Consider the following 22270-nt stretch of genomic DNA (forward strand, 5'->3'; position numbering starts at 1 on the left):
GGAGCGAGCATGAACGACACCACCCTGAGCCGCCGCAAGGACGACCATCTTGGCATCGTGCTGGATCGGCGAACGGCGCCGGCCACGGTCGCCGCCGGCTGGGAGTATATCCGTTTCGAACACTGCGCATTGCCCGAGTTGGACCTGACGCAGATCGACCTGCGCGCCTCGCTGCTAGGCAAGACCATGCGCGCGCCGCTGCTGATCAGCTCCATGACCGGCGGCACGCCGCGCGCCGAGGCCATCAACCGGCATCTGAGCGAGGCAGCTCAAGCCTTGGGGATTGCGATGTGCGTCGGTTCCCAGCGCGTTAGCCTGCAATCCCGCAACTCCCAAGGGCTGACGCGCGCGCTGCGACACCTGGCCCCAGACATCCCCCTGTTGGCCAATATCGGCGCCGCGCAACTGCGCGAGGCCGACGGCCTGGACTTGGCGCGCCGGGCGGTTGATGCGCTGGAGGCCGATGGACTGATCGTCCATCTCAATCCGCTGCAGGAATCGGTACAGCCGGAGGGCGACCGCGACTGGCGCGGCGTCCTGGCGCAGATCGCTCGTGCCGCGCGCAGCGTGGGCGTGCCGATCGTGGCCAAGGAAGTGGGGTCGGGCCTGTCCGCCTCGGTGGCCTCTGCGCTCGTCGAGGCGGGCGTGGCGATGATCGATGTCGCCGGCGCCGGCGGCACCAGTTGGGCCGCGGTGGAGGGCGAGCGGGCCCGCGATGCCGCCGACCGTGCAGTGGCGATGTCGTTCGCCGACTGGGGGATTCCGACCCCGGCCGGCGTGCAGGCGGTGCGTCGGGCGCTGCCAACGGTGAAGTTAATCGCGTCGGGCGGTATCCGAGACGGCGGCGACGTGGCCAAGGCCATCCGCCTGGGCGCGGACTTCGCCGGCCAGGCGGCCGGCGTGCTGCCCGCGGCGATGGTGTCCACCGAGGCGGTTGTCGCGCATTTCGAGATCGTCATCCGCCAGCTGGCAGTCGCCTGCTTCTGCACCGGCTCGGCTGATCTGGCGGCGTTGCGTCAGGCGCGCTTGTTGCCCTCGGCGCATCTGCCCGCCGGTTAATGCCGGCGTAGTCCGCACGTGGTTAAAGGCGGTGTTGAGCAGCTATCCAATTCTGCGCCGCCTGACTTCCATCTCGAACGGTGCGGGGAACGCCAGCGCGCGGGCTGCTTAGTGTAGCAGTTGCACTGCGCATGCTGTGTGGAGCTTCTCCAGTGCCTGCCTAATGTCATCTCCGGCGTTGTCCGGCAACGGCAAAATAGGGCGCGGTGGCTCGACGTGCGCCAGACCGAGGTATTCGGCGATGACGAACATAACGCGGAAGCTGCCGTAGTGCTTGAACAAGGTCCAGAGCGGCTCGAAAGCGCGGTTCAACCGAGCGGACTCCGCCACGTCGCCGGACTGCGCCGCACGCGTCAGCGCAAGCGCCGGGACCGCCAGCAAACCTGCCGCAACGCTGTACCAGGTGTCACATCCGGCGAGCAGGGCATCCGCCGCGCCCCAATCGCCGCTGTATCCGATTGTGAACGTGTCAGGCGTCATCGACCGCAAGCGTGCCAGTTCTCCCGTGTAATCCTCATTCGCCGCCAGAGGCATTTTCACGGCGACGATGTTGGACACCTCTGACAGCCGGGCGATCAATGCGTCGCTGAATGTGAAGCGCGTGGTGCTTGGATTGTTGTATATGCACAAAGGCAGTTCCCCCGCCTCGGCAACCGCGACGAAGTGCTGGAAGACTTCATCCTCATTCAGGGGAACGTAGGACATGGGTGCCAGGAGCAGGCCGTCAGCGCCAGCGGATTTTGCATCGCGCGCCAGAGCCTGAGCTTCGTCGGTACGCAATGCACCCACCCCCACGAAAAGAGGCGTTTTGCCGCCAATGCATTCCACGGCAGCCTGAACGGCGCGCTTGCGTTCTTCCCTCGTGAGGTAAGCATAACCGCCCGTGCTCCCCAAAAGGCCGATGGAGTCTGCTCCCGCTCGTTGGATACGCTCGAGAAAACGAGCCAATGCCTCGGTGTCGACATGCCCTTTCGCATCGGTTGGCGTGAGGGGGAACGCCGACATGCCGCGAAACAAAGTCATCATCCATCCTTTCGAAACTACATAGGGGAAAGCAGCATGCGCAGCCCGGCGAACACGAAGAACATTGCCAGCAGACTTTCGATCCAACGGCGACAGCGGCGATACAGAGCCACCATCGGCGGTGTGGAGAAGACAATGGCGTAGCCGCAGAATATCGTGACACTTAAGACGGCGCAGCCACCCAATATGGCCGCCATGGTCTGCCACGACGAATTCGGGCCGATTCCCAGTGTGACGAGCGCGATCCATGCCAGCACGGATTTTGGGTTCGCCAAATGCATCAGGAGGCCCCTTCCATAGAGCTTACCCCGTGAAAAAGCGACTTCGTCGGTCGAGGCGCGCACCGCCAGCTTCTCGTTCGACGTAAGCGCCGACCGTCCCGCCCTGAAGGCGAGGAATAGCAAGTAAAGGCCCCCGAAAACCTGCAGGATGAGCAGTGCCTGGGCGTACCTGGCCAAGAGGGCGGAGATGCCGGTCGAGGCCATAAAACCCCAGAAGATCGAGCCGCTGACGACGCCAGAGGCGAGTATGAGCGCGGCACCCCTGCCGCGCGACATGGCAACCCCCATGATGCGCATGTTGCTCGGGCCGGGGCTCCCTGCGGCAATGACATATGCAGCAAAGACGATGAGTAACTGATGGAGATCGACATTCATTCTCTCAGCCCTTGATAATCTCGATCGGATCGATCGCACCGGATTGCCACGGCCATGGATCCGTCGACCGGAAACGTCATCCGGGGGCAATTTCTTGGCTCGCAATTTTGCATAAAGCATTCAATCTTCCGACCAGGGCATTCGTCGCCTCCGCCAATGCGTCGTCCGGCACGGTCACCAACGCAGGTGACGCAAATGTCGTCGCGCCATCGTTGACTGCCTCTCCGTTCATCATTGTGTCGGGCATTCCACTCCCGTCAGAAGTGGCATCGACGTGGACGCTCACGGCTCTTAATCCCGGCGCAATATTCTCGATTCGACGTCGATGATGGGACCCTCAAACATCCAGGCAACTCCATCAATTCAAGCGCAAAGCATCCAAGAACGACGCGACCGGTCCCGATCGCTTCCATGACTACAAGCCAAAATCGCAGTTCACTGGTTCAAGATAAACTGCCACTTTCTGAGATTTTCAGCGGTCCAGTATAGGAGGTTTCTCGCAGTACGGGAGCGACCGGTCCAATTAGCAATCCCTGCTCAAGAATGCGCCGCAAGAGCGGTCGCAGGTGGACAGCGCCATCACCCGCAGCGGCCGGGGTTTATTCATCCATAGCGTGGATGATAGCCATCCTAACAATCAATTTTACTGATCTCACTGGATTTCATTAGAAGATTCTAACTGAGCACGCCGGGCGCGTGTTCGTCCTCGTCTGCGTCGGCTGCCGGGAAGAATTCGGAGAAGAACATGTGCGGGATTGTTGGCATCGTTGGGCAACAGCCGGTGTCGGAGCGCCTGGTCGACGCGTTGAAGCGTCTGGAATATCGCGGCTATGATTCGGCCGGCATTGCGACGATCACCGAGGGCACCTTGCACCGCCGGCGCGCCGAGGGCAAGCTCGTCAATCTCGAGACGAGACTGAAGGAAGAGCCGCTGAGTGGCACCATCGGCATCGCCCACACCCGCTGGGCAACCCATGGGCCACCGACGGAACGCAATGCACACCCGCACTTCACGGACGGTGTGGCCGTCGTCCATAACGGCATCATCGAGAATTTCGCCGAACTGAAGGACGAATTGGCGGCGACGGGAACCGAGTTCCAGACCGACACCGACACTGAGGTCCTTGCGCATCTCTTGGCAGGACACCGCCGGGCGGGCATGGGGCGCGGTGAGGCGGTGCATGCCATGCTGAAAAGCGTCAGGGGTGCCTACGCGCTTGCCATCCTCTTTGAAGATGATCCGTCGACCATCATTGCGGCGCGCAATGGACCACCGCTGGCGATCGGTCATGGCGACGGCGAGATGTTCCTGGGCTCCGACGCGATCGCGCTTGCTCCATTCACGAATGAAATCACCTATCTCGTCGACGGCGACTGGGCAGTTGTCAGCAGGACGGGCGCCGACATCTTTGATAACGACGGCCTCCCCGTCGCGCGTCCGCGCCAGACCTCCATGGCTGCGGCCACTCTGGCCAACAAGGGCAACCATCGCCACTTCATGGAGAAGGAAATCCTCGAGCAGCCCGAGGTCATCGCCGATGCGCTCGGTCAGTATACCAATCTCATAGAAAATGGCGCCGATGCGGTATTTGGCATCGACTTCGCCAGGATCCCGAGCTTGGCGATCTCTGCCTGCGGCACCGCGTATCTCGCGGGACTGATCGGAAAATACTGGTTCGAGCGCTATGCGCGCCTGCCCGTCGAAATAGATGTTGCATCCGAATTCCGCTATCGCGAGATCCCGCTGTCGCCGCAGTCTGCGGCTCTTTTCATTTCACAGTCGGGCGAAACCGCCGATACGCTGGCATCGCTGAGGTACTGCAAGCAGCTTGGGCTGAAAATTGGCGCCGTCGTCAATGCGCGCGAATCGACCATCGCTCGGGAGGCCGATGTGGTCTTCCCGATCCTTGCCGGCCCGGAGATCGGTGTCGCCTCCACCAAGGCCTTCACCTGCCAGCTTGGCGTACTTGCAGCACTCGCCATCCACGCAGCCAAGGTCCGCGGAACCGTGACCGAAGATGAGGCGCAGGCGTTCGTCGGGAGCCTCGCCGAAATGCCGCGCCTCATGAGGCAGGTGCTGAACAGCATCCAGCCGGAGATTGAGCTTCTGTCGCGCGAACTGTCAAAGTGTCATCATGTCCTGTACCTCGGCCGTGGCACAAATTTCCCACTGGCGATGGAAGGTGCGCTGAAGCTCAAGGAAATTTCCTACATCCACGCCGAGGGCTATGCGGCAGGTGAATTGAAACACGGTCCTATCGCATTGATAGACTCGAACATGCCAGTGATCGTCATCGCGCCACATGATCGCTTTTTCGACAAGACCCTCTCAAACATGCAGGAAGTGGCCGCCCGCGGAGGGCGCATTATCCTCATCACCGATGGCAAAGGGGCAGCCGCATCGAAACTCGATACGATGCACACGATCGTGCTGCCGGCCACCGACGAGATTGTCGCGCCGATGATCTTCTCGCTGCCGATACAGCTTCTTGCCTATCACACGGCCGTCTGCGTGGGCACAGATCTCGACCAGCCACGCAACCTGGCGAAATCAGTCACAGTCGAATGATTGGGAAGCTTTCATAGGTCGCAACGCTCGCACCGTTGGGAAAACTCCAAGCCCTTCAACCGGCGCAAGCGCGCACCGCCTTGGTGGAGCATGCCGGTAGCAACGATTGGTTATCCCTTTGGCCGCCCCTCACGCTGCTTGGCTGTGCCTACGGGCAACCCCGTCAGCGACGTGAACGGCGCCTTGACGTAAGTGATCTGCTTGTCCGAAGGATCCTGCGCGGCGAGCGCGGTCACGCCGGCGGCGGTCAGCGCGTCGAGGTCTTTGGACGCCTAGGTTGCATTGGAGTCGCCGCCGATCCGGTCGTTATCGAAGCTGGGATACTGGCCGAGCCCGAATCCGACTAGTCGGATGCGGCATGCCGCCTTCCAGCAGCATCTCCTCGCCCAGGCGGACGCTGAAGGGAAGGGGATAAGATAGTAGCCCCAAACGTGTGCACGATACTCTCGACGGGAAACCCATGGCGCTTGTCGCTGACCAGCGCGTCCTCATACCGTCGCTGTCCAGCCAAGGCTGAACAGCGCTTATCGCTGCGAATCAGACCGAAAGCGGAACGGCCTGATATAGCGCAAAGACACAGGAGAGCGCAGTGGTAAGGATGGAAGGCATCAACATGGGACGGTAACTATTGCAGACCACAAAAGATCACGAGGTCCGCCTGCCTTGGTACACCATCTATCCGACTGTCTCGGAGTTCTCTGGGGCGGTCGGCGCCGAGGCTTATGAGGAATGGCTCAGGAACCTACCGACTGACGATCCGGCGTCACTTTACTTGCACGTTCCGTTCTGCCGATCAAAGTGCTGGTTTTGCGGCTTTCCCACCGCAATCACTCGCCATGATGCGCCGATCTTCAATTATCTGGCGGCGCTGCATGACGAGATACGTTTGGTCTCGGAGCACGCGCCGCAGGCGCTGCCCGTCAGCGATGTGCATTTTGGCGGGGGAACGCCAACTCTCATGGGGCCAGTAGAGTTCCTCGCCATCATGGAGTTGCTGCGCCGCAGCTTTGCGCTCGAAAAAACGGCTACGATCGCCGTCGAGATCGACCCACGCACGTTCACGGCCGACATGGCCGAAGCCTTGGAAGCAGCAGGCGTGAACCGCGCGAGCCTCGGCGTGCAGAGCTTCGATCCCATTGTTCAAAAAGCGATCAACCGGGTCCAAACTGAGGCGCAAACCGCGGCTGCCGTCGAAATGCTGCGTCGGCATGGAGTGAGAAGCATCAACTTCGACCTCATCTTTGGTCTCCCGCATCAAACGGTGCAATCTTGCGTCGAGACCACGAGAGCGGCGGTCGCCATGCGCCCCAACCGGCTTGCGGCGTTCGGCTACTCCCACATCCCGTCCTTTATTAGGAATCAGCGCCTCATCGAGGAGGCATCTCTTCCAGGCAGCGCTGCCCGCGCCGAACAGGATGCGGCCATTGCTGTGACGCTGATTGCCGCCGGCTACCGAGAGATCGGGCTCGACCATTTCGCCTTGCCGGACGACGATCTCGCCCTGGCACAGAAAACCGGTCGCCTGCGGCGCAACTCGCTGGGTTACTCGGCCGACACCTGCAAAACCGTGATCGGTTTCGGCGCGTCGGCTATCGGGCGTGTCGGCGAGGGTTACGTCCAGAACGAGGTTACACGGGATTCCTACAGCCGGCACATCGCAGCTGGCCGTCTGGCGACGTCAAAGGGCTACCGTCTTACCGACGAAGACCGCGCGCGAGCCGCAATCATCGAGCGATTAATGTGCGATCTCGAGGCCGATGTGCCGGCAATCTGTGCCGCCCACGGGTCTGATCCGATCCATTTTCTCGAATCAGCTGAACGCTTGGCGATGCTTACCAAGGACGGAATGGTGGACATCGAAAAGGGTTTTGTCCGCGTATCGCGGCAGCATCGCTTTGCGATTCGCTCTGTTGCTGCCGCATTCGATGCTTTTCTCGACCGGGTTGCCCCGTGAGTCAACCAACGAGTGTGAGGGAGGCCAAGGCGACACCGAAAGGAAAGTCGAAGCACATGCGGTTTGCCTTCTTGTAGGTCAGGATTTCTTAGCCGTCGCCGGCGTAGCGGGCCTCAAGCGGCTTCCCGCCCTCGAAGAAGGCCACGGTAAGGGCCCAACGAGCCTCGAGATCTGGGTCCGATAAGGGACGGCTGCACAGGCGAGGCGCAGATTGGCGAAGCGGCGCGGAAGCAAAAGTTTCTCAAGAGTGGTGCAGAAGCCCGGCCTCGTTAACGCCCGCGAGCGCCCCTCAGGAGCGGCAGCCAAGGAGCAGCCGTCTGTCGGCGGTCGACTAAAACGATCGGTCGTGTGGAGTTGGTCGACACCTGTGAACAAGCCGTGTGCGACATTGCAATAATCCATCTAATGGCTCAACTGCCCACATGGCCGTGAATGAACTGGATTTGTTGGTTTTCCAGATGGCAGTGGAAAGCGTCCGCTCACTCTGCTTGAGCTTCAATGACAAAGCGGCGGAAATAGCAGCGAGGAGCCGCGGAACCCTGCTTTTCGACGCGCGGGTCGACGATGACGCCGACATCCAGCGGATCGCGGCCATCCGATATCGAGACGACCAGATGGGTGTGGTGGCGTTGGACAGACAAGGCCTTGTTAGCCGCTACTGCGTCGTAAATGGTACCTTTTCCCGCTTCATTGTGCCGTTGGAAAATTGGACCAGCATGCCGGTGTCAATGCAGGCCAAAATCGATGTCACTCAGCTTGCTAGCCAGTTCCTAGGGGCGTTGCGAAATGCGGGTCATATGCTTGGCAACTAGCGCTTGGCGGAACGCGTCTGTGGACATCCGCGTGGGCGTTGAAACGGTGGCCCATCGAGATTCTGCAGCGCGCGGATGTGCCACGGCCGGGGAGTGATCGCGGCCTCTGTTCGACAGCATCGCCGGCGAACCTTGCCACACAATGAATGTCGTCAATTCGGCGTCCGATAAGATCGCCCAAGATACACTCAGCGCCCAATATGTCCCAGCTCGCCTGAGAAATTCCCGTGGCGGGCAGGCCGACCTCGCGAGCCGACCTCGATAGGCCTGTTGTACCTCAGATCGGGTTCGATGTTCAGGATTTCCTCAGCGGCTTGCCCGCACGCTACCGCCAGCTCCCCGACCAAATATCCGACGTGCTCACGAGAGCACGAACGATACCGGCCCCCCTCTGACACAGCAGTCAAGACTTGCTCGGGAATGCCCGAATATCGATACCCACCTCGAAGGAGAGCAACGGCGCGCCAAACCCTCTCATCGCACCAAGTCGTACATAGAGTGCATTCCTCTTCCGCCCGCCCCGGGCGATGCTCGATCCACCTCTCCAGAACAGCGGAGCAATCCAGTGACGCCCACAAAGCTTCTGATTGGGCAGATCGCCATTGTGTTCGCCATCGTTCTGATCGGCGTGTGGGCTGCCACGCAATGGTGCGCTCAAATGCTGGCCTTTCAGGAACAACTCGGCGCGCCATGGTTTGTCGCGGCTGGCTGGCCGATCTACGAGCCGTGGAAACTGTTGGAATGGTGGTTCCAATTCGATGCCTATGCGCCCGAGGTATTCGACAAGGCGGGCATGCTTGCGGGCACCAGTGGATTGATGGGCTTTGCCGCTGCAATCGCTGGTTCCCTGTGGCGCGCGCGCCAGCGCGGGTTGGTTACTACCTATGGCTCCTCTCGATGGGCGGCGACGCGGGAGGTCGACAAAGCAGGGCTGTTTCAGCCGGCCGGCGTCTTCCTTGGCAAACTGCAGGATCGGTATCTGCGTCATGACGGGCCGGAGCACGTCATGGCCTTTGCGCCGACACGTTCGGGCAAGGGCGTCGGACTGGTTGTCCCAACTCTTCTCTCCTGGTCCGGATCGGCCGTCATTCACGACATCAAAGGCGAGAACTGGCAGCTGACCTCCGGCTGGCGGTCGAAGTTCTCGTATTGCCTATTGTTCAATCCGACTGATCCGCGATCGGCCCGCTACAACCCACTCTTGGAAGTGCGCAAAGGTCCGAACGAGGTCCGCGACGTTCAGAACATCGCCGACATCTTGGTCGATCCTGAGGGCGCGCTGGAGCGGCGTAATCATTGGGAGAAGACCAGCCATTCACTCTTGGTCGGCGCCATCCTGCACGTCCTCTATGCCGAGGAGGAAAAGACACTCGCTCGGGTCGCCACGTTCTTGTCGGACCCGCAGCGCTCATTTGTTGCAACGCTACAGCGGATGATGACGACCAACCATCTGGGCGCGGCGGAAAGCCCTCAAGTACACCCCGTTGTGGCTTCTGCGGCGCGCGAGGTGCTGAACAAGTCGGAGAACGAGCGTTCAGGCGTCCTCTCGACCGCCATGTCTTTTCTCGGGCTCTACCATGATCCTACCGTGGCTGCAGCCACTTCGTCTTGTGACTGGCGGATCGCCGACTTGATGGATGCCGCGCGGCCTACATCGCTCTATCTGGTCGTGCCGCCATCTGACATTTCGCGCACCAAGCCTTTGGTGCGGCTGATCCTGAACCAGATCGGCAGACGGCTCACGGAGCGCCTCGAGGGTGACCCAAAGAAGGGTCGCAAGCATCAACTGCTCATGATGCTGGACGAGTTTCCGGCGCTCGGTCGCCTCGACTTCTTTGAGACCGCGCTCGCCTTTATGGCCGGTTACGGAATTCGCGCCTACTTGATCGCGCAATCGTTGAACCAGATCTCCAAAGCGTATGGCGAGAACAACGCCATTCTGGACAATTGCCATGTGCGAATTGCCTTTTCCTCCAACGATGAGCGCACGGCGAAGCGAATCTCGGACGCGCTTGGCACGGCCACGGAATTGAGGTCGATGCGCAACTATGCGGGCCACCGGCTGGCGCCCTGGCTCTCGCATGTCATGGTGAGCCGCCAGGAAACCGCCCGCCCGCTGCTGACACCTGGCGAAGTGATGCAATTGCCGCCCTCGGACGAACTGGTGCTCGTTTCGGGATTGCCCCCCATCCGCGCCAAAAAGCTGCGCTACTACGAGGATCAGAATTTCACCGAACGGATGCTGCCTGCGCCGGTGCTGCATGACACTCTCTACGCAGACTCCCCTGCGCCGCGCCAAGACGACTGGACTGGCCAAGTACGCCGAGTCGACCGTCGTCTTGCCTCCGACGACGAAAACGCTGGCGCCGCGCTTGCCGACGAGGGAGGTGTTCAGCAGCAGCGCCATCCCGGCCTGCCCGAAGAACATACCGCCGTCACCCGGGAACCGGACCAGGACGATCTGTCCCCACCCGCAGATGATGATAGCGAGGCGATGGCCGACAAGCGCGTCATGGACCGGATCTCCACCGTCGGGCGTGCCTATGGCATCAACGAGGGAAGGGGCGACGACAAGGACATCGTGCCCGGCTTCTGAACGCCGGCGCGTAGCCGGCGTACTTCAGCGTAGATAACGGCCATAAGCGATTTCGGGGGTTTGGCCGATGCTTGTTCCCGTCGCCAACGCAACGCCGGCCCGTCGGAACAAGCCGCATGAAGACCCCCCGCATTCGTCACCAGTTTCTGCTCGAACCCGAATTGAGCGAGAGGCTGGAGAACCTCAGTCGCGATCCCTCGACGACCAAATCAGCCATTGTGGCCAGGGCGGTTGAGGCTTTTATCGAGCGGCGTGGCGAGAACGAGCTCGACCGGCGCTACGGTGTGCGGCTCGATCGTCTTTCACGCGACCTCGTTCAAGTCCGGCGCGATGCCGAAATGATCCTGGAGAGCCTTGCGCTCTTCATTCGCTTTTCGATCACGCTTCACGCGCACACGCCTGTCCCAGACAAGGCGACGCAAGCCATTGCCCAGGACCGTTTCGACAAATTCGTCGAGCAGGTCGGTCGCCAGATTGCTTCCGGGAAACGGTCGCTCGGCAAGGAGAACGGCAGGGGAGGGGAACGATGAGCTCTCATCCGGAGGCCGACCATCGTCGCCGCGCGATGCTGCGCACCGCCATGGGCCCTGCGATCACCGAGGCGCTCTCCGATTCATTGGTTATCGAGGTGATGGTCAATCCCGACGGCGCGCTGCGGCTCGACCGGTTGGGCGAAGGCCGGGTCGATACCGGCGTGCACATGCATCCTTCGGAGGCGGAGCGCATTATCCGCCTGGTCGCGTCCCATATGCGCGCCGAGGCCCATGCCGACAACCCGATCGTCAGTGCGGAACTGCCGTCGGGCGAACGATTCGAAGGACTGCTGCCGCCTGTGGTGCTGGCGCCGTGCTTCGCCATTCGCAAACCAGCGGCAAAACTCTACACGCTGGCCAACTATGTCGCCGACCGCATCATATCGCCGCTGCAGGCCGATGCGCTGAGGAAGGCAGTGCGCGAGCGGCGCAATATCCTGGTCGCAGGCGGCACGTCCTCGGGCAAGACGACCCTTGCCAATGCGCTGCTCACCGAAGTCGCCGACTGCGACGAGCGGGTGATCCTGATCGAGGATACGCGCGAGCTGCAATGCGCAGCAAAGGACTGCGTTGCCTTGAGAACGAGGCGTGGTTCTGTAACGCTTGCCGATCTCGTGCGCTCCACGCTCCGGCTCAGACCCGACCGCATCATTGTCGGCGAAGTGAGGGGCGCGGAAGCGCTCGATATGCTCAAGGCATGGAACACGGGCCACCCCGGCGGCATCGCCACGGTTCACGCCAATTCGGCGCGCTCCGCTCTTTACCGTATTGAGCAACTCGCTCAGGAGGCCGTCGTCACCGTTCCTCGACGCATCATCGCCGATGCGATCGATCTGATCGTCTTCATCGCCGGGCGAGGATCATCGCGCCGCGTCGACGCGATTGCTGAGGTCACCGGTCTCGACGGCAGCGGCGATTACGCCGTCACCCAGCTCACGCCTCCTCAACTCCAGCAGCTTTGAAAGGTCACTTCATGCTCAAGAAGCTCCGCTTTCTTTCGTCCACCGCGCTCGCGCTTCTAGTCACCGCCCCGGCATACGCGGCTGGTTCCGGCATGCCCTGGGAACAACCGCTGCAGCAAATTTTGGAATCTGTGCAGGGCCCGGTCGCCAAGATCGTCGCGGTGATCATCATCATCACCACCGGCCTGACGCTCGCCTTTGGTGACACGGCAGGCGGTTTTCGCCGGCTTATCCAGATCGTCTTCGGGCTGTCGATCGCATTCGCGGCATCGAGTTTCTTCCTCTCCTTCTTCTCCTTCGGCGGCGGGGCACTCGTCTGATGGCCACCGGAGAACAGCATATCGAAGGCTTCGAGGTGCCGGTCCACCGCGCTTTGACCCAACCGATCCTGCTGGGCGGGGCGCCGCGAGCGGTAGCGATCCTCAACGGCACAGTTGCCGCAGCCATCGGGCTCGGCCTTCAGCAATGGATAGCGGGGCTGGTGCTCTGGACTGCCGGGCACGCGCTGGCGGTCTTTGCCGCCCGCCGCGATCCGGACTTTGCCAGCGTGCTTGTCCGGCACCTTCGTCTGAGGGGGTGGCTGGCATGCTGAACCTTTCGGAATATCGCGGGAAGGCCGACCGGCTTGCCGACCATCTGCCCTGGGTCGCACTCGTCGCGCCGGGCATCGTGCTCAACAAGGACGGCAGCTTTCAGCGGACGCTGCGGTTCCGCGGCCCCGATCTCGAAAGCGCCACGGAAGCCGAACTCGTTGGCATTTGCGCGCGGGCGAACAATGCGTTGAGGCGACTTAGTTCCGGCTGGGCATTGTTCTTCGAGGCCGAACGCGTCGAAGCGTTGGGCTATCCTCAATCGCGTTTTCCCGACCCTGCCTCATGGTTGGTCGACGAAGAACGCCGCGCGGCCTTTGAGGGCAAGGTGGCGCATTTCGAAAGCCGCTATCACCTGACCTTGCTGTTCATGCCATCGCCCGACAGCCAAGCGCGGGCGGAAAGCGCGCTCGTCGACTCGCATCATTCCGAAGGCGAACGAGACTGGCGCCAGGAGATGGCGCGGTTCCGTGATGAAACCGCGCGTGTGCTGGACCTTCTCTCCGGCTTCATGCCCGAAGTGCGCGGGCTCGAGGATGCCGAGACGCTAACCTACCTGCACGGCACAATCGCGACCCGCCGCCACCCGGTCACAGTGCCGGAAACGCCGATGTATCTCGACGGCTTCCTCGTCGACGTGCCGCTTACCGGCGGCCTGGAACCGATGCTGGGCGATCAGCATCTGCGTACCCTCACCATCCTCGGCTTCCCGAACCTCACCCGGCCCGGGATCCTCGACGCCCTCAATAATCAGGATTTTGCCTATCGCTGGGTGACGCGGTTCATTCCGCTCGACAAGACTGCCGCCACGAAGACGCTGACACGGTTGCGGCGGCAGTGGTTTGCCAAGCGCAAGTCAATCTCGGCCATCCTGCGCGAGGTTGTAACCAACGAGCCGGTCCCGCTGGTCGACAGCGATGCCGACAACAAGGCGCACGATGCCGACGAAGCCCTTCAGGCGTTGGGTGGCGATCACGTCGGCTTCGGCTATCTCACCACTACCGTGACGGTGTGGGACGAGGACCGCCAAGCCGCCGCGGAAAAACTTCGCGCCGTCGAGCGCGTCATCAATGGACTCGGCTTCACCACCATCCGCGAAAGCGTCAATGCGGTCGAGGCCTGGCTCGGCTCGTTGCCCGGTCATGTCTACGCCAATATTCGCCAGCCGCTCGTTCACACCCTGAACCTTGCCCACCTCATGCCGCTGTCGTCGGTGTGGGCCGGCCCGGCGACGAACGAGCATGTCGCGAAAGTCACCCAGACCGACGCCCCGCCGCTTCTCTTCGCCGAGACGAGCGGGTCAACTCCGTTCCGGCTTTCCACCCATGTCGACGATGTAGGTCACATGCTGATCGTCGGTCCGACCGGCGCCGGCAAGTCGGTGCTGCTTGCGCTGGTAGCTCTGCAGTTCCGACGCTATGCCGGCGCGCAGGTCTATGTCTTCGACAAAGGCAATTCCGCTCGTGCCGCAACGCTCGCCATGGGTGGAGAACACCACGCATTGGGGGCGGACGGTTCTCTTGCCTTCCAGCCGCTTCGCAATATCGGCGACCATGCCACGCGCAGCTGGGCCGCCGAATGGATCGCCGGCCTCATTGCTCATGAGAACGTAACTCTCACGCCCGAAGTGAAGGAGGCGGTCTGGTCGGCTCTCAGCAGCCTTGCCACTGCGCCAGCGCAAGAACGCACACTGACGGGTTTATCGGTCCTGCTTCAGTCAAACGCGCTAAAGTCCGCGCTGATGCCTTACACACTCGACGGTCCCTTCGGCCGGCTGCTCGATGCTGATGACGATCGGTTGGCCTTGTCGGATGTGCAGTGTTTCGAGACCGAGCAACTGATGCACAGCCAGGGCGCCGTCACGACGCCGGTGCTCACCTATCTCTTTCATCGTCTTGAGGAGCGGTTCGACGGACGGCCGACACTGCTCATGCTCGACGAGGCGTGGGTCTATCTCGACAATCCGTTCTTCGCCGCGCGGATCCGCGAATGGCTGAAGGTGCTGCGCAAAAAAAACGTGTCGGTCATCTTCGCCACGCAGTCGCTTGCCGATATCGCTGGTTCTTCAATCGCGCCGGCAATCATCGAGAGCTGCCCACAACGGATCTTTCTCCCCAACGATCGTGCCGTGGAACCGCAGGCGAGGGCAGCCTACGAACGCTTTGGTCTGAACGAACGGCAGATCGAACTGGTCGCCCGCGCTACGCCAAAGCGTCACTACTATTTGCAATCGCGCCGCGGTAATCGCCTCTTCGAGCTTGGCCTCGGTCCCATCACGCTTGCGCTTTGCGGCGCGTCCGATGCGGTCACGCAGACGCTCATCGATAGCGTGCTGTCCAAGCACGGGCAGGACAGCTTTGCCTCCCGATTCCTCGGTGCACGCGGCCTCGATTGGGCCGCCGAGCTTCTCCGGCAATTCCCTCAATCTGACATGGAGCAATCGTCATGATGCGACGCCGCTTTCTATCCAGCCTGATCACTCTTTCCCTGATCGCCAAGCCGATGGCTGACTATGTCCAGCCGGCTTACGCCCTGATCGTGTTCGATCCCTCCAACTATACGCAGAACGTACTCTCGGCGGCGCGCGCATTGGAGCAGATCAACAACCAGATCCAGTCGCTGCAAAACCAGGCCACCATGCTGCAGAACATGGCGCGCAACCTTCAGAGGCTGGATTTTTCCTCGGTCGGCCAACTTACCGGTTCGCTCCAGCGGATCGACGGTTTGATGGACCAGGCGAGCGGCCTGAGCTTTGATCTCGGCAAGCTCCAGGACCAGTGGCGAGAGCAGTATCCGGAAAGCTACGATGCCACCATCAAAGTGAGCGATGCGGCCACCGCCGCACGCGAGCGTTGGCAGAGCGCCATGCAGGCATTCCGCCAGACCATGGGCGTGCAGTCGCAGATCGTCGAGAATGTCCGCGGCGACGGCGACCTGCTTGCCGATCTCGTCCGCCGCAGCCAAGGCGCGGCCGGTGCGCTTGAGGCAAGCCAGGCCACCAATCAGCTGATCGCGCTTTCGACCAAGCAGCAGATGCAGATCCAGACGCTGCTCGCGACGCAGTTCCGGGCCGAGGCCGAGGATGCCGCGCGCAAGGCGCAGTCCGAGGAAGCAGCCCGCCAGACGACGAAGCGCTTCCTGGGCACCGGCACGGCCTATCCGGCAACTGATCACTAGCACTTCAACATGAGGAAGGCGGCGGCATGAACGACCTTGGCGTCATCGATCGCTTCATGGAGACTTTTATCCGCTATATCGATAGCGGGTTCGGTCTGCTTTCGGTCGACGTCGCCTTCCTCACTACGATTCTAATTGGCATCGACGTCACCCTGGCAGGCCTCGCCTGGGCATTCGGCGACGAGCCCAACATTCTCGGCCGCCTCGTCCGCAAGGTGCTCTATGTCGGCGTCTTCGCTTTCATCCTGAACAATTTCAAAACCCTTGCCGACATCATCTATCGGTCTTTTGCCGGTCTCGGCATCAATGCTTCTTCCGGCAGTCTATCGGCCGACAATCTGCTGCATCCAGGCCGCATTGCCGCGACGGGCTTCGAGGGCGCGTGGCCGCTTCTCGATCAGGCGAGCCAGTTGCTTGGCTTCCCCGAAATTTTTGGCAACGCCCTCACCATCTTCGTGCTGCTCTTGGCCTGGTTCCTGGTCATCATCGCCTTTTTCATTCTCTCCATCCAGCTCTTCATCACCATCCTGGAATTCAAACTCACGACGTTGGCAGGCTTCGTTCTCGTGCCCTTCGCGCTGTGGAACCGCTCGTCGTTTCTCGCTGAACGCGTGCTCGGCAACGTGATCTCGTCGGGCATCAAGGTGATGGTGCTCGCCGTCATTGTCGGTATCGGCTCCACGCTCTTCGGCGAGTTCGCTTCGGCGCTCCAGGGCAAGGAGCCCGACCTGGCGGCGGCCATGTCACAGGTGCTGGGCGCGCTGGCGCTGCTTGGGCTCGGCATTTTCGGGCCTGGGATCGCCTCGGGTCTTGTCTCCGGCGCGCCACAACTTGGCGCGGGCGCAGCACTTGGGACTACCGCGGCGGCAGCCGGTGCGTCGCTGGTGGCCGGAGGTGCGGCATTCGCCGGCGCGCGCATGGCAACTGGCGGCGCGCTTACCGCCATCCGAGCCGGTACGACCATGGGCTCGGCGGCTTCCTCGGCGTGGCAGTTGGGACGAGCAACCTCGCCCGAGACCGGCCTGTCCGGCTTGGCTGCTGGAATGCAGGGCGTGGCGGGTGCCGCCAGCGGTACGGCGATGCGAGCGGCACGATCTGCTGGCGGAAGCTTCCGGCGCAGCGCTGATGCCGGACGCGAAGCCGCATGGACCGCCACCGGCGGCGCGCCGACCGCGTCCATGACCGGGGGCCCGTCCAGTACGGCCGCTGGCACCGCGCCCAATTGGGCAAAGCGCTTGCGTTCTGAACAGACTGCTCGTGCTCATCGCCACGCCGCCGTGCAAGCCGTCCGTGACGGTGACAGGCCTGGAGGCAGCGCCAATCCCTCTCTCAACGACAAGGACGACTAGATGCTCTTCAAGCGACCCGTTCAACGTTACGGCAAGACGCCCGAGCCGGTCACGCCGTATCAGAAGGCCGCCCAGCTGTGGGATGAGCGCATCGGCTCAGCGCGATTGCAGGCCCGGAATTGGCGGCTGATGGCTCTTGGCTGCCTGGCTTTGACGACTGAGCTCTCCGGCGGACTCGTGTGGCAGTCGATGCAAAGCCGTGTCGTGCCATACGTCGTCGAGGTCGACCGCTTCGGTGAGGCGCGTGCAGTCGCACCGGCAATCCGGGACTACGAGCCGTCCGATGCACAGATTGCCTGGCATCTCGGCCGCTTCATCCAAAATGTCCGTTCGATCTCCACCGACCCAGTGCTGGTACGGCAGAACTGGCTTGCGGCCTACGACTTTGCCACGGACCGCGCAGCACTCTTCCTCAACGAGTACGCCAAAGCAAACGATCCATTCGGGCAGATCGGCACGCGCAGCGTGTCGGTGCAGGTGACCAGCGTGGTCAGGGCTTCCGACAGCTCCTTTCAGGTCAAATGGACTGAGCAGGTTTTTGAGCGCGGCAGCCTTGCCAGCACGACGCGCTGGACCGCGATCCTCACCCTCGTGACCCGCCCTCCGAGCAATACCGACCAGCTGCGCAACAACCCGCTCGGCGTCTTCATCAACGCCATCGATTGGTCGCGTGAGCTCGACAGCGCCGCGCCAACATTCGTTCCCCCGAAGGAGCCCGCCAATGACAAATAGAGCCCCATCCCTCCGTGCCGTGCTGATCATATCAGCGTCGGCAGCCGTCATCTCAGCCTGCGCGTCGAAGCCGGTGCCACCGCCTGAGATTTCCTACGATGCTGCCGACTTCAAACCAGCCGCGATCGAAAAGCCGCCGGAGAGACCGGTGAAGATTGTCCAAGTCCCAAAGCCGCTACCGCTACCGGGCCAGTTGCAGCCCGATCCGGATAAGGTCGCTGAGGAAAAGCGCTCCCCTGAAGAAAGGGTCACCGATGCCAACAAGGCGGCGACGCAGCAACCCACCAGATATGGCTATGTCAATGCGGTCCAGGTCTATCCCTTCACCGACGGCGCACTTTATCAGCTCTACGCCGCGCCGGAGCGCGTCACCGATATCGCTCTACAGCCGGGCGAGAAGCTAACAGCCGTGTCGGCTGGCGACACCGTGCGCTGGGTGATTGGCGACACCGTCAGCGGCACCGGTGACAATCAGCGCACCCATGTGCTGGTCAAACCGTTCGCCCCGGCGCTTAGCACCAATCTGGTGATCACCACGGAACGGCGCACATACCATTTGCAGCTTCAAAGTACTGAGAAGACTGCCATGGCGGCGATCTCCTGGACCTACAGCGAAGACCAGATCATCGCGTTACGCCAGCGGAATACGCAGGCCGACGCCGCCATGCCGGCAGCTTCAAATGTGGCGCTCGAAAACATTCGCTTCCGCTACTCGATCAGCGGTGACACGCCGCCTTGGCGGCCGACGCGTGCCTTCGACGACGGCAACAAGGTTTACATCGAATTCCCGCGGCGCATCGATCAGGGTGAGGCACCGCCACTCTTCATCGTCGGTGCTGACGGGAGCAACCAGCTCGTCAATTACCGCATGCGCGGGAATTATTACGTCGTCGATCGTCTCTTTGCCGCCGCCGAATTGCGCCTCGGCGTCAAGCAGCAGCAAGTGGTCCGCATCACCAGGGTCGACGGCCGGCAACCGCCGCGGCGAATACCGCTCTTTGCGCGGTCCAGCAGGTGAGGGGAGCACTCATGACCGACAGTTTCCGACCAGATGCACCGCCGAAACTCGATCCCGAGCAGCTGCAGTTGCGGGCTTCTCCTCGCCGCGCGGTGCGGTTCAGGCGCGGCGTGATCGTCGCCATCGCTGCACTTGGGTCTGGCGCAATTCTGGGCGTCACGATGATAGCGCTTCAGGGGACGGCGTTGCGTATCAAAGAGCGGGCGGAAGACCTCTACAACACGGAACATAAGCCAACCGCAGAGGGACTTGAAACGCTTCCCAAGGATTATTCCGTAATGAAGCCGAAGCCTCCCGTGCTTGGGCCACCTCTGCCCGGCGATCTCGGCCGCCCCATTCTTGAACGCCAGCGACAGCTTGGCACCGCCCCGGGGCAGGAGGCCTCCGCCGAGGAGCAGCGGCTTGCCCAGCAGGCGATCGAGGCACGTGAGTCGCAAGTGATGTTCCGGATCGAGAACCGGCCCGGGGACACGAAGGTCGCCGACAATGCGCAGGGAGCGCGGCCGCCGTTTGAAGCACCACTTGCGCAACACGATATGAAAGACGCAAGGGCTTCCGTTGCACCGGCTGAGGGTGATCAGAACAATCAGCAGCGCAAGCTCGACTTCGTCAGCCAGCAGAGCACAAATGGGATCTATAATCCGCACGCGCTGCAGACTCCGGCTTCGCCCCACCAGCTGATGGCCGGCAGCGTGATCGCCGCAAGCCTCATCACCGGCATCAATTCCGACCTGCCTGGCCTCGTGGTTGCACAGGTCACCGAGAATGTGGACGACACAGTCACCGGCAACACCTTGCTCATCCCGCAGGGCTCGCGGCTCATCGGCACCTATGACAGTGTCGTCGCTTTTGGACAGAAGCGCGCGTTGCTAGTCTGGCAGCGCATCGTGATGCCCGACGGGTCGTCGATTGAAATCGACAATCTGCCAGCGACAGATACTGCCGGCTATGCAGGGCTGGAGGACCAGGTGGATTTCCACACCTGGCAGCTGATCAAGGGAGTTGCTCTAGCCACGGTGTTGGGCGTCGGCACCGAGTTGAGCTTTGGGGACAACGAAAGCGATCTGCTCAAGGCAATCCGCGAATCCACTCAGCAGAACGTCAGTCAAGCTGGCCAGCGCATCACCGAAAAAAACCTCAATATTCAACCCACCATTATCGTCCGTCCTGGTTGGCCGCTGCGCGTCATCGTGCACAAGGACATCGTGCTACGACCATACACAAATTGAATAGGAGCCGCTCATGGCGAACCTGAAATTAGGAAAGCTTCCGGACCGGACGCCTTCCAAGATCACCATTACCGTCAGCGCGGGCCTCAGCCAAGCACTGAAGGACTACGCGGCGCTGTACCGTCAGACCTACAATGAGTCTGAGACAGTAGCTGAGCTCATTCCGTTCATGCTGGCCGGCTTCTTGGAAGGCGATCGCGCGTTTGCCAGGGCCAGAAAGGAAAGCTTGCCTGCCGCCGGCATGTCAGAGAAATCGCGACGCGTGTCAGGTTCAGGTTCCGAGTAATCGAAGGCTGAGTAGCGGAGGCCGCAATGAGGGGTGCGTCGCTGTCATTCAGTGAAAGAATGGCCCGAACAATCCAAGCTCCCGGGCGGACACAAACTGGGCCCTGCCTGCGGGTTCCGGCGGGCCTCCTCTGCCATGCGACCCCCATTGGGAAATACACGCGTCGTCACAGGATCATAAGTGGCGCCATATGTCTCGCCAAGCCTGGCAGCTAATTCCGGTCTCATTTGGTGGTCCGTGGTTTTTGCCTCCCCTGAAGTCTGGACTCGTCGAAGAGTCAAAGCCCTGATTTCGGTCAGCCTCCAGGACGGACAAACTGCCGCAAGGATTTCTCAGCCATCGCTTGCTATCCTGCCGAACTTGGGATCGATGGCGCGAGCGTAATGACAGTACAGCAGGACATTCACAGTTCCGGCATTCCCGTTCTTTGCCTGTCTTGCGCCGCACGGCATCGCGGGATCTGTGGTGCGCTCGATCGAAACCATTTGGTTGGGCTCGCCAAGACTTCGTCGCGGCACAAAATCGAGCCGGGGGTCGAACTGATCGCCGACGCCGCGGCTGTCGACAGCTATTCAAACATGCTTTCAGGCGTTGTGAAGCTGACGAAGTGCCTTTCGGACGGCCGCCAGCAGATTGTCGGTCTTCGGTTCGCACCGGATTTTCTGGGCCGGCCCTTCAAGGTGAAAAGCACGATCAATGTGCAAGCGGCAACCTCCGTCTCGCTGTGCTCGTTTCCGAAGGCGGCCGTTGAACGGATAATGAAGGAATCACCGGAACTCCAGCTTCGCTTGCTCAAGCAGACGCTGAACGAACTCGACGAGGCACTTGAATGGATGGTGACGCTCGGGCGCAAGACCGCACCTGAGAAGGTGGCGAGCTTTCTCCTCATGATCGCCCAGAATATGGATTCCAGTATCGACCCGGCGGCTAGGTCCTCATGCTTCGACCTGCCCCTGACACGTGCCGACATCTCTGATTTCCTTGGACTGACGAACGAGACCGTGAGCCGCCAGCTTACGCGATTGCGGGCTGACGGCGTGATCCGGATCAAGAACAACCGCCATGTAACGGTGGACAGCATGAGCCGGCTGGAGCAGCGCTGCGGCGGCCGAGGCTCGCGGCAACCGGCCTTTGAGACCTAAGCGCCTACGTCGCTTATTGCGATCCGCGGCAGGACGTGCTCGCGTTCGAAAGCGATGTGTCGCCGCAAGCCTTCGAAGAAGCCGCGTAGCATGAACCCGACAGCTTCCGGACTCTCTATCGGATTACCATGACCTATCGCTAGGAGCGTTTCGGCCACCTCGCTAGCGAAGCAATGATCCTCAAGGTGCTCGACGCGCAACCGGCTGGTAGAGGCAAGTTTGGCCTCGGCCGGCGTCAACTGCGCCTCATACGCAGGGAAAATCACCGTCTCCTGAAACCCATGAATGTCACGGAGCAGCGGAACGATTTTCTTGGCCGTTCCAAGACATTTGAGGCGGTCGACGTTCGGCAGTGCATCGGCAATGCTTTCCAGCGAGTCGCAGAGATTCAGCTTTTCCCGATGGGCACGCTTCATGACCTCGCCCGGAATCGCCTCTGTGCCGGCCCGACGCGAGGAAGCTGCACTTGTCCATGAGTGGGGTGGCCCGTGCTGCGTCTCCTTGTTCAAATCGCCACCTTCTGATTCACCGAACTCGATGCTGCCCGAAGCAAAATCGTGCGGCTCTGACATGGATCAGGGCG

At 61.6% G+C, this 22270-nt stretch carries 21 protein-coding genes; 17 read left to right on the forward strand and 4 right to left on the reverse strand.

Translation table 11 applies throughout. The annotated features are described in order from the left end of the window. The first annotated feature begins 9 nt into the window (after positions 1–9). The gene (gene fni, locus CK220_RS11380) at positions 10–1059 is read left to right on the forward strand and encodes a type 2 isopentenyl-diphosphate Delta-isomerase (protein ID WP_095811723.1); all 1050 of its coding nucleotides are present in this window, start codon (positions 10–12) and stop codon (positions 1057–1059) included. A 108-nt stretch (positions 1060–1167) separates the two neighbouring features. Here the strand turns inward: fni and CK220_RS11385 are convergent, their stop codons facing one another. The 3 genes from CK220_RS11385 to CK220_RS11395 all read right to left on the reverse strand — a co-directional run bounded on the left by CK220_RS11385 (position 1168) and on the right by CK220_RS11395 (position 2985). After that, positions 1168–2082 (reverse strand): dihydrodipicolinate synthase family protein, encoded by a 915-nt coding sequence (locus CK220_RS11385; protein ID WP_095811724.1) that lies wholly within the window; start codon positions 2080–2082, stop codon positions 1168–1170. A gap of 17 nt (positions 2083–2099) precedes the next feature. Next, a complete protein-coding gene (locus CK220_RS11390; protein ID WP_095811617.1) occupies positions 2100–2738 on the reverse strand; it encodes a LysE family translocator in 639 nt (212 codons plus the stop codon). 76 nt (positions 2739–2814) lie between these two features. Further along, complete coding sequence (locus CK220_RS11395; RefSeq protein ID WP_245429116.1) at positions 2815–2985, reverse strand: hypothetical protein; 171 nt, start codon at positions 2983–2985, stop codon at positions 2815–2817. Between the two features lie 498 nt (positions 2986–3483). Between CK220_RS11395 and glmS the strand changes: the two genes are divergently transcribed. The 16 genes from glmS (at position 3484) to CK220_RS11480 (ending at position 21687) form a co-directional block, all read left to right on the forward strand. After that, positions 3484–5307 (forward strand): glutamine--fructose-6-phosphate transaminase (isomerizing), encoded by a 1824-nt coding sequence (gene glmS / locus CK220_RS11400; RefSeq protein ID WP_095811618.1) that lies wholly within the window; start codon positions 3484–3486, stop codon positions 5305–5307. Between the two features lie 628 nt (positions 5308–5935). Beyond that, positions 5936–7261 carry an oxygen-independent coproporphyrinogen III oxidase gene (hemN, locus tag CK220_RS11405; protein WP_095811619.1) on the forward strand — a complete coding sequence of 442 codons (1326 nt, stop codon included), beginning with the start codon at positions 5936–5938 and terminating at the stop codon, positions 7259–7261. A 422-nt stretch (positions 7262–7683) separates the two neighbouring features. Beyond that, positions 7684–8073, forward strand: coding sequence for a hypothetical protein (locus CK220_RS11410; protein WP_095811620.1), 390 nt, complete (start codon positions 7684–7686; stop codon positions 8071–8073). A gap of 565 nt (positions 8074–8638) precedes the next feature. Continuing rightward, complete coding sequence (locus tag CK220_RS11420; protein WP_095811621.1) at positions 8639–10669, forward strand: conjugal transfer protein TraG; 2031 nt, start codon at positions 8639–8641, stop codon at positions 10667–10669. Between the two features lie 116 nt (positions 10670–10785). After that, positions 10786–11199, forward strand: coding sequence for a CopG family transcriptional regulator (locus CK220_RS11425; protein ID WP_095811622.1), 414 nt, complete (start codon positions 10786–10788; stop codon positions 11197–11199). Beyond that, positions 11196–12164: a P-type conjugative transfer ATPase TrbB gene (gene trbB / locus CK220_RS11430; protein ID WP_095811623.1), complete on the forward strand. Its 969-nt coding sequence runs from the start codon at positions 11196–11198 to the stop codon at positions 12162–12164. Before CK220_RS11425 ends, trbB begins: the two co-directional genes overlap by 4 nt. 11 nt (positions 12165–12175) lie before the next feature. Next, positions 12176–12484 (forward strand): TrbC/VirB2 family protein, encoded by a 309-nt coding sequence (locus tag CK220_RS11435; RefSeq protein ID WP_095776539.1) that lies wholly within the window; start codon positions 12176–12178, stop codon positions 12482–12484. After that, on the forward strand, positions 12484–12756 hold the full coding sequence (locus tag CK220_RS11440; RefSeq protein WP_095811624.1) for a VirB3 family type IV secretion system protein: 273 nt from the start codon (positions 12484–12486) through the stop codon (positions 12754–12756). The genes CK220_RS11435 and CK220_RS11440 overlap by 1 nt, the downstream gene beginning before the upstream one ends. Continuing rightward, positions 12750–15203 carry a conjugal transfer protein TrbE gene (gene trbE, locus CK220_RS11445; protein WP_095811625.1) on the forward strand — a complete coding sequence of 818 codons (2454 nt, stop codon included), beginning with the start codon at positions 12750–12752 and terminating at the stop codon, positions 15201–15203. The genes CK220_RS11440 and trbE overlap by 7 nt, the downstream gene beginning before the upstream one ends. Beyond that, complete coding sequence (gene trbJ, locus CK220_RS11450; RefSeq protein ID WP_095811626.1) at positions 15200–15931, forward strand: P-type conjugative transfer protein TrbJ; 732 nt, start codon at positions 15200–15202, stop codon at positions 15929–15931. Before trbE ends, trbJ begins: the two co-directional genes overlap by 4 nt. Before the next feature lie 26 nt (positions 15932–15957). After that, complete coding sequence (trbL, locus tag CK220_RS11455; RefSeq protein ID WP_095811627.1) at positions 15958–17280, forward strand: P-type conjugative transfer protein TrbL; 1323 nt, start codon at positions 15958–15960, stop codon at positions 17278–17280. After that, a complete protein-coding gene (gene trbF / locus CK220_RS11460) occupies positions 17281–18012 on the forward strand; it encodes a conjugal transfer protein TrbF (RefSeq protein WP_095811628.1) in 732 nt (243 codons plus the stop codon). It abuts the gene before it with no gap. After that, positions 18002–19030, forward strand: coding sequence for a P-type conjugative transfer protein TrbG (trbG, locus tag CK220_RS11465; protein WP_095811629.1), 1029 nt, complete (start codon positions 18002–18004; stop codon positions 19028–19030). The genes trbF and trbG overlap by 11 nt, the downstream gene beginning before the upstream one ends. Before the next feature lie 11 nt (positions 19031–19041). Continuing rightward, a complete protein-coding gene (locus tag CK220_RS11470) occupies positions 19042–20259 on the forward strand; it encodes a TrbI/VirB10 family protein (RefSeq protein WP_095811630.1) in 1218 nt (405 codons plus the stop codon). A 13-nt stretch (positions 20260–20272) separates the two neighbouring features. Further along, positions 20273–20545 carry a DUF2274 domain-containing protein gene (locus CK220_RS11475; protein ID WP_095811631.1) on the forward strand — a complete coding sequence of 91 codons (273 nt, stop codon included), beginning with the start codon at positions 20273–20275 and terminating at the stop codon, positions 20543–20545. Between the two features lie 383 nt (positions 20546–20928). Continuing rightward, positions 20929–21687: a Crp/Fnr family transcriptional regulator gene (locus CK220_RS11480; RefSeq protein ID WP_095811632.1), complete on the forward strand. Its 759-nt coding sequence runs from the start codon at positions 20929–20931 to the stop codon at positions 21685–21687. On the opposite strand, the gene CK220_RS11485 is transcribed toward CK220_RS11480, so the two are convergent. Then, positions 21684–22259, reverse strand: coding sequence for a hemerythrin domain-containing protein (locus tag CK220_RS11485; protein ID WP_095811633.1), 576 nt, complete (start codon positions 22257–22259; stop codon positions 21684–21686). The two genes, CK220_RS11480 and CK220_RS11485, sit on opposite strands and share 4 nt — an antisense overlap. Between the last annotated feature and the right edge of the window lie 11 nt (positions 22260–22270).

Origin of the sequence: Mesorhizobium sp. WSM3860 (assembly GCF_002294995.1) — a bacterium.
In the GTDB taxonomy this organism is placed as follows: Bacteria; Pseudomonadota; Alphaproteobacteria; order Rhizobiales; family Rhizobiaceae; genus Mesorhizobium.

Excerpts from the sequence above, each read along its gene's own strand:
- CK220_RS11410 (WP_095811620.1), top strand. The coding sequence starts at position 7,684 with ATGGCCGTGAATGAACTGGATTTGTTGGTTTTCCAGATGGCAGTGGAA.
- CK220_RS11470 (WP_095811630.1), top strand. The coding sequence starts at position 19,042 with ATGACCGACAGTTTCCGACCAGATGCACCGCCGAAACTCGATCCCGAG.
- CK220_RS11385 (WP_095811724.1), bottom strand. The coding sequence starts at position 2,082 with ATGACTTTGTTTCGCGGCATGTCGGCGTTCCCCCTCACGCCAACCGAT.
- trbF (WP_095811628.1), top strand. The coding sequence starts at position 17,281 with ATGCTCTTCAAGCGACCCGTTCAACGTTACGGCAAGACGCCCGAGCCG.
- trbE (WP_095811625.1), top strand. The coding sequence starts at position 12,750 with ATGCTGAACCTTTCGGAATATCGCGGGAAGGCCGACCGGCTTGCCGAC.
- trbG (WP_095811629.1), top strand. The coding sequence starts at position 18,002 with ATGACAAATAGAGCCCCATCCCTCCGTGCCGTGCTGATCATATCAGCG.
- glmS (WP_095811618.1), top strand. The coding sequence starts at position 3,484 with ATGTGCGGGATTGTTGGCATCGTTGGGCAACAGCCGGTGTCGGAGCGC.
- CK220_RS11395 (WP_245429116.1), bottom strand. The coding sequence starts at position 2,985 with ATGCCCGACACAATGATGAACGGAGAGGCAGTCAACGATGGCGCGACG.
- CK220_RS11425 (WP_095811622.1), top strand. The coding sequence starts at position 10,786 with ATGAAGACCCCCCGCATTCGTCACCAGTTTCTGCTCGAACCCGAATTG.
- CK220_RS11435 (WP_095776539.1), top strand. The coding sequence starts at position 12,176 with ATGCTCAAGAAGCTCCGCTTTCTTTCGTCCACCGCGCTCGCGCTTCTA.
- CK220_RS11485 (WP_095811633.1), bottom strand. The coding sequence starts at position 22,259 with ATGTCAGAGCCGCACGATTTTGCTTCGGGCAGCATCGAGTTCGGTGAA.
- trbJ (WP_095811626.1), top strand. The coding sequence starts at position 15,200 with ATGATGCGACGCCGCTTTCTATCCAGCCTGATCACTCTTTCCCTGATC.
- trbB (WP_095811623.1), top strand. The coding sequence starts at position 11,196 with ATGAGCTCTCATCCGGAGGCCGACCATCGTCGCCGCGCGATGCTGCGC.
- CK220_RS11475 (WP_095811631.1), top strand. The coding sequence starts at position 20,273 with ATGGCGAACCTGAAATTAGGAAAGCTTCCGGACCGGACGCCTTCCAAG.
- CK220_RS11390 (WP_095811617.1), bottom strand. The coding sequence starts at position 2,738 with ATGAATGTCGATCTCCATCAGTTACTCATCGTCTTTGCTGCATATGTC.
- CK220_RS11480 (WP_095811632.1), top strand. The coding sequence starts at position 20,929 with ATGACAGTACAGCAGGACATTCACAGTTCCGGCATTCCCGTTCTTTGC.
- fni (WP_095811723.1), top strand. The coding sequence starts at position 10 with ATGAACGACACCACCCTGAGCCGCCGCAAGGACGACCATCTTGGCATC.
- CK220_RS11440 (WP_095811624.1), top strand. The coding sequence starts at position 12,484 with ATGGCCACCGGAGAACAGCATATCGAAGGCTTCGAGGTGCCGGTCCAC.
- trbL (WP_095811627.1), top strand. The coding sequence starts at position 15,958 with ATGAACGACCTTGGCGTCATCGATCGCTTCATGGAGACTTTTATCCGC.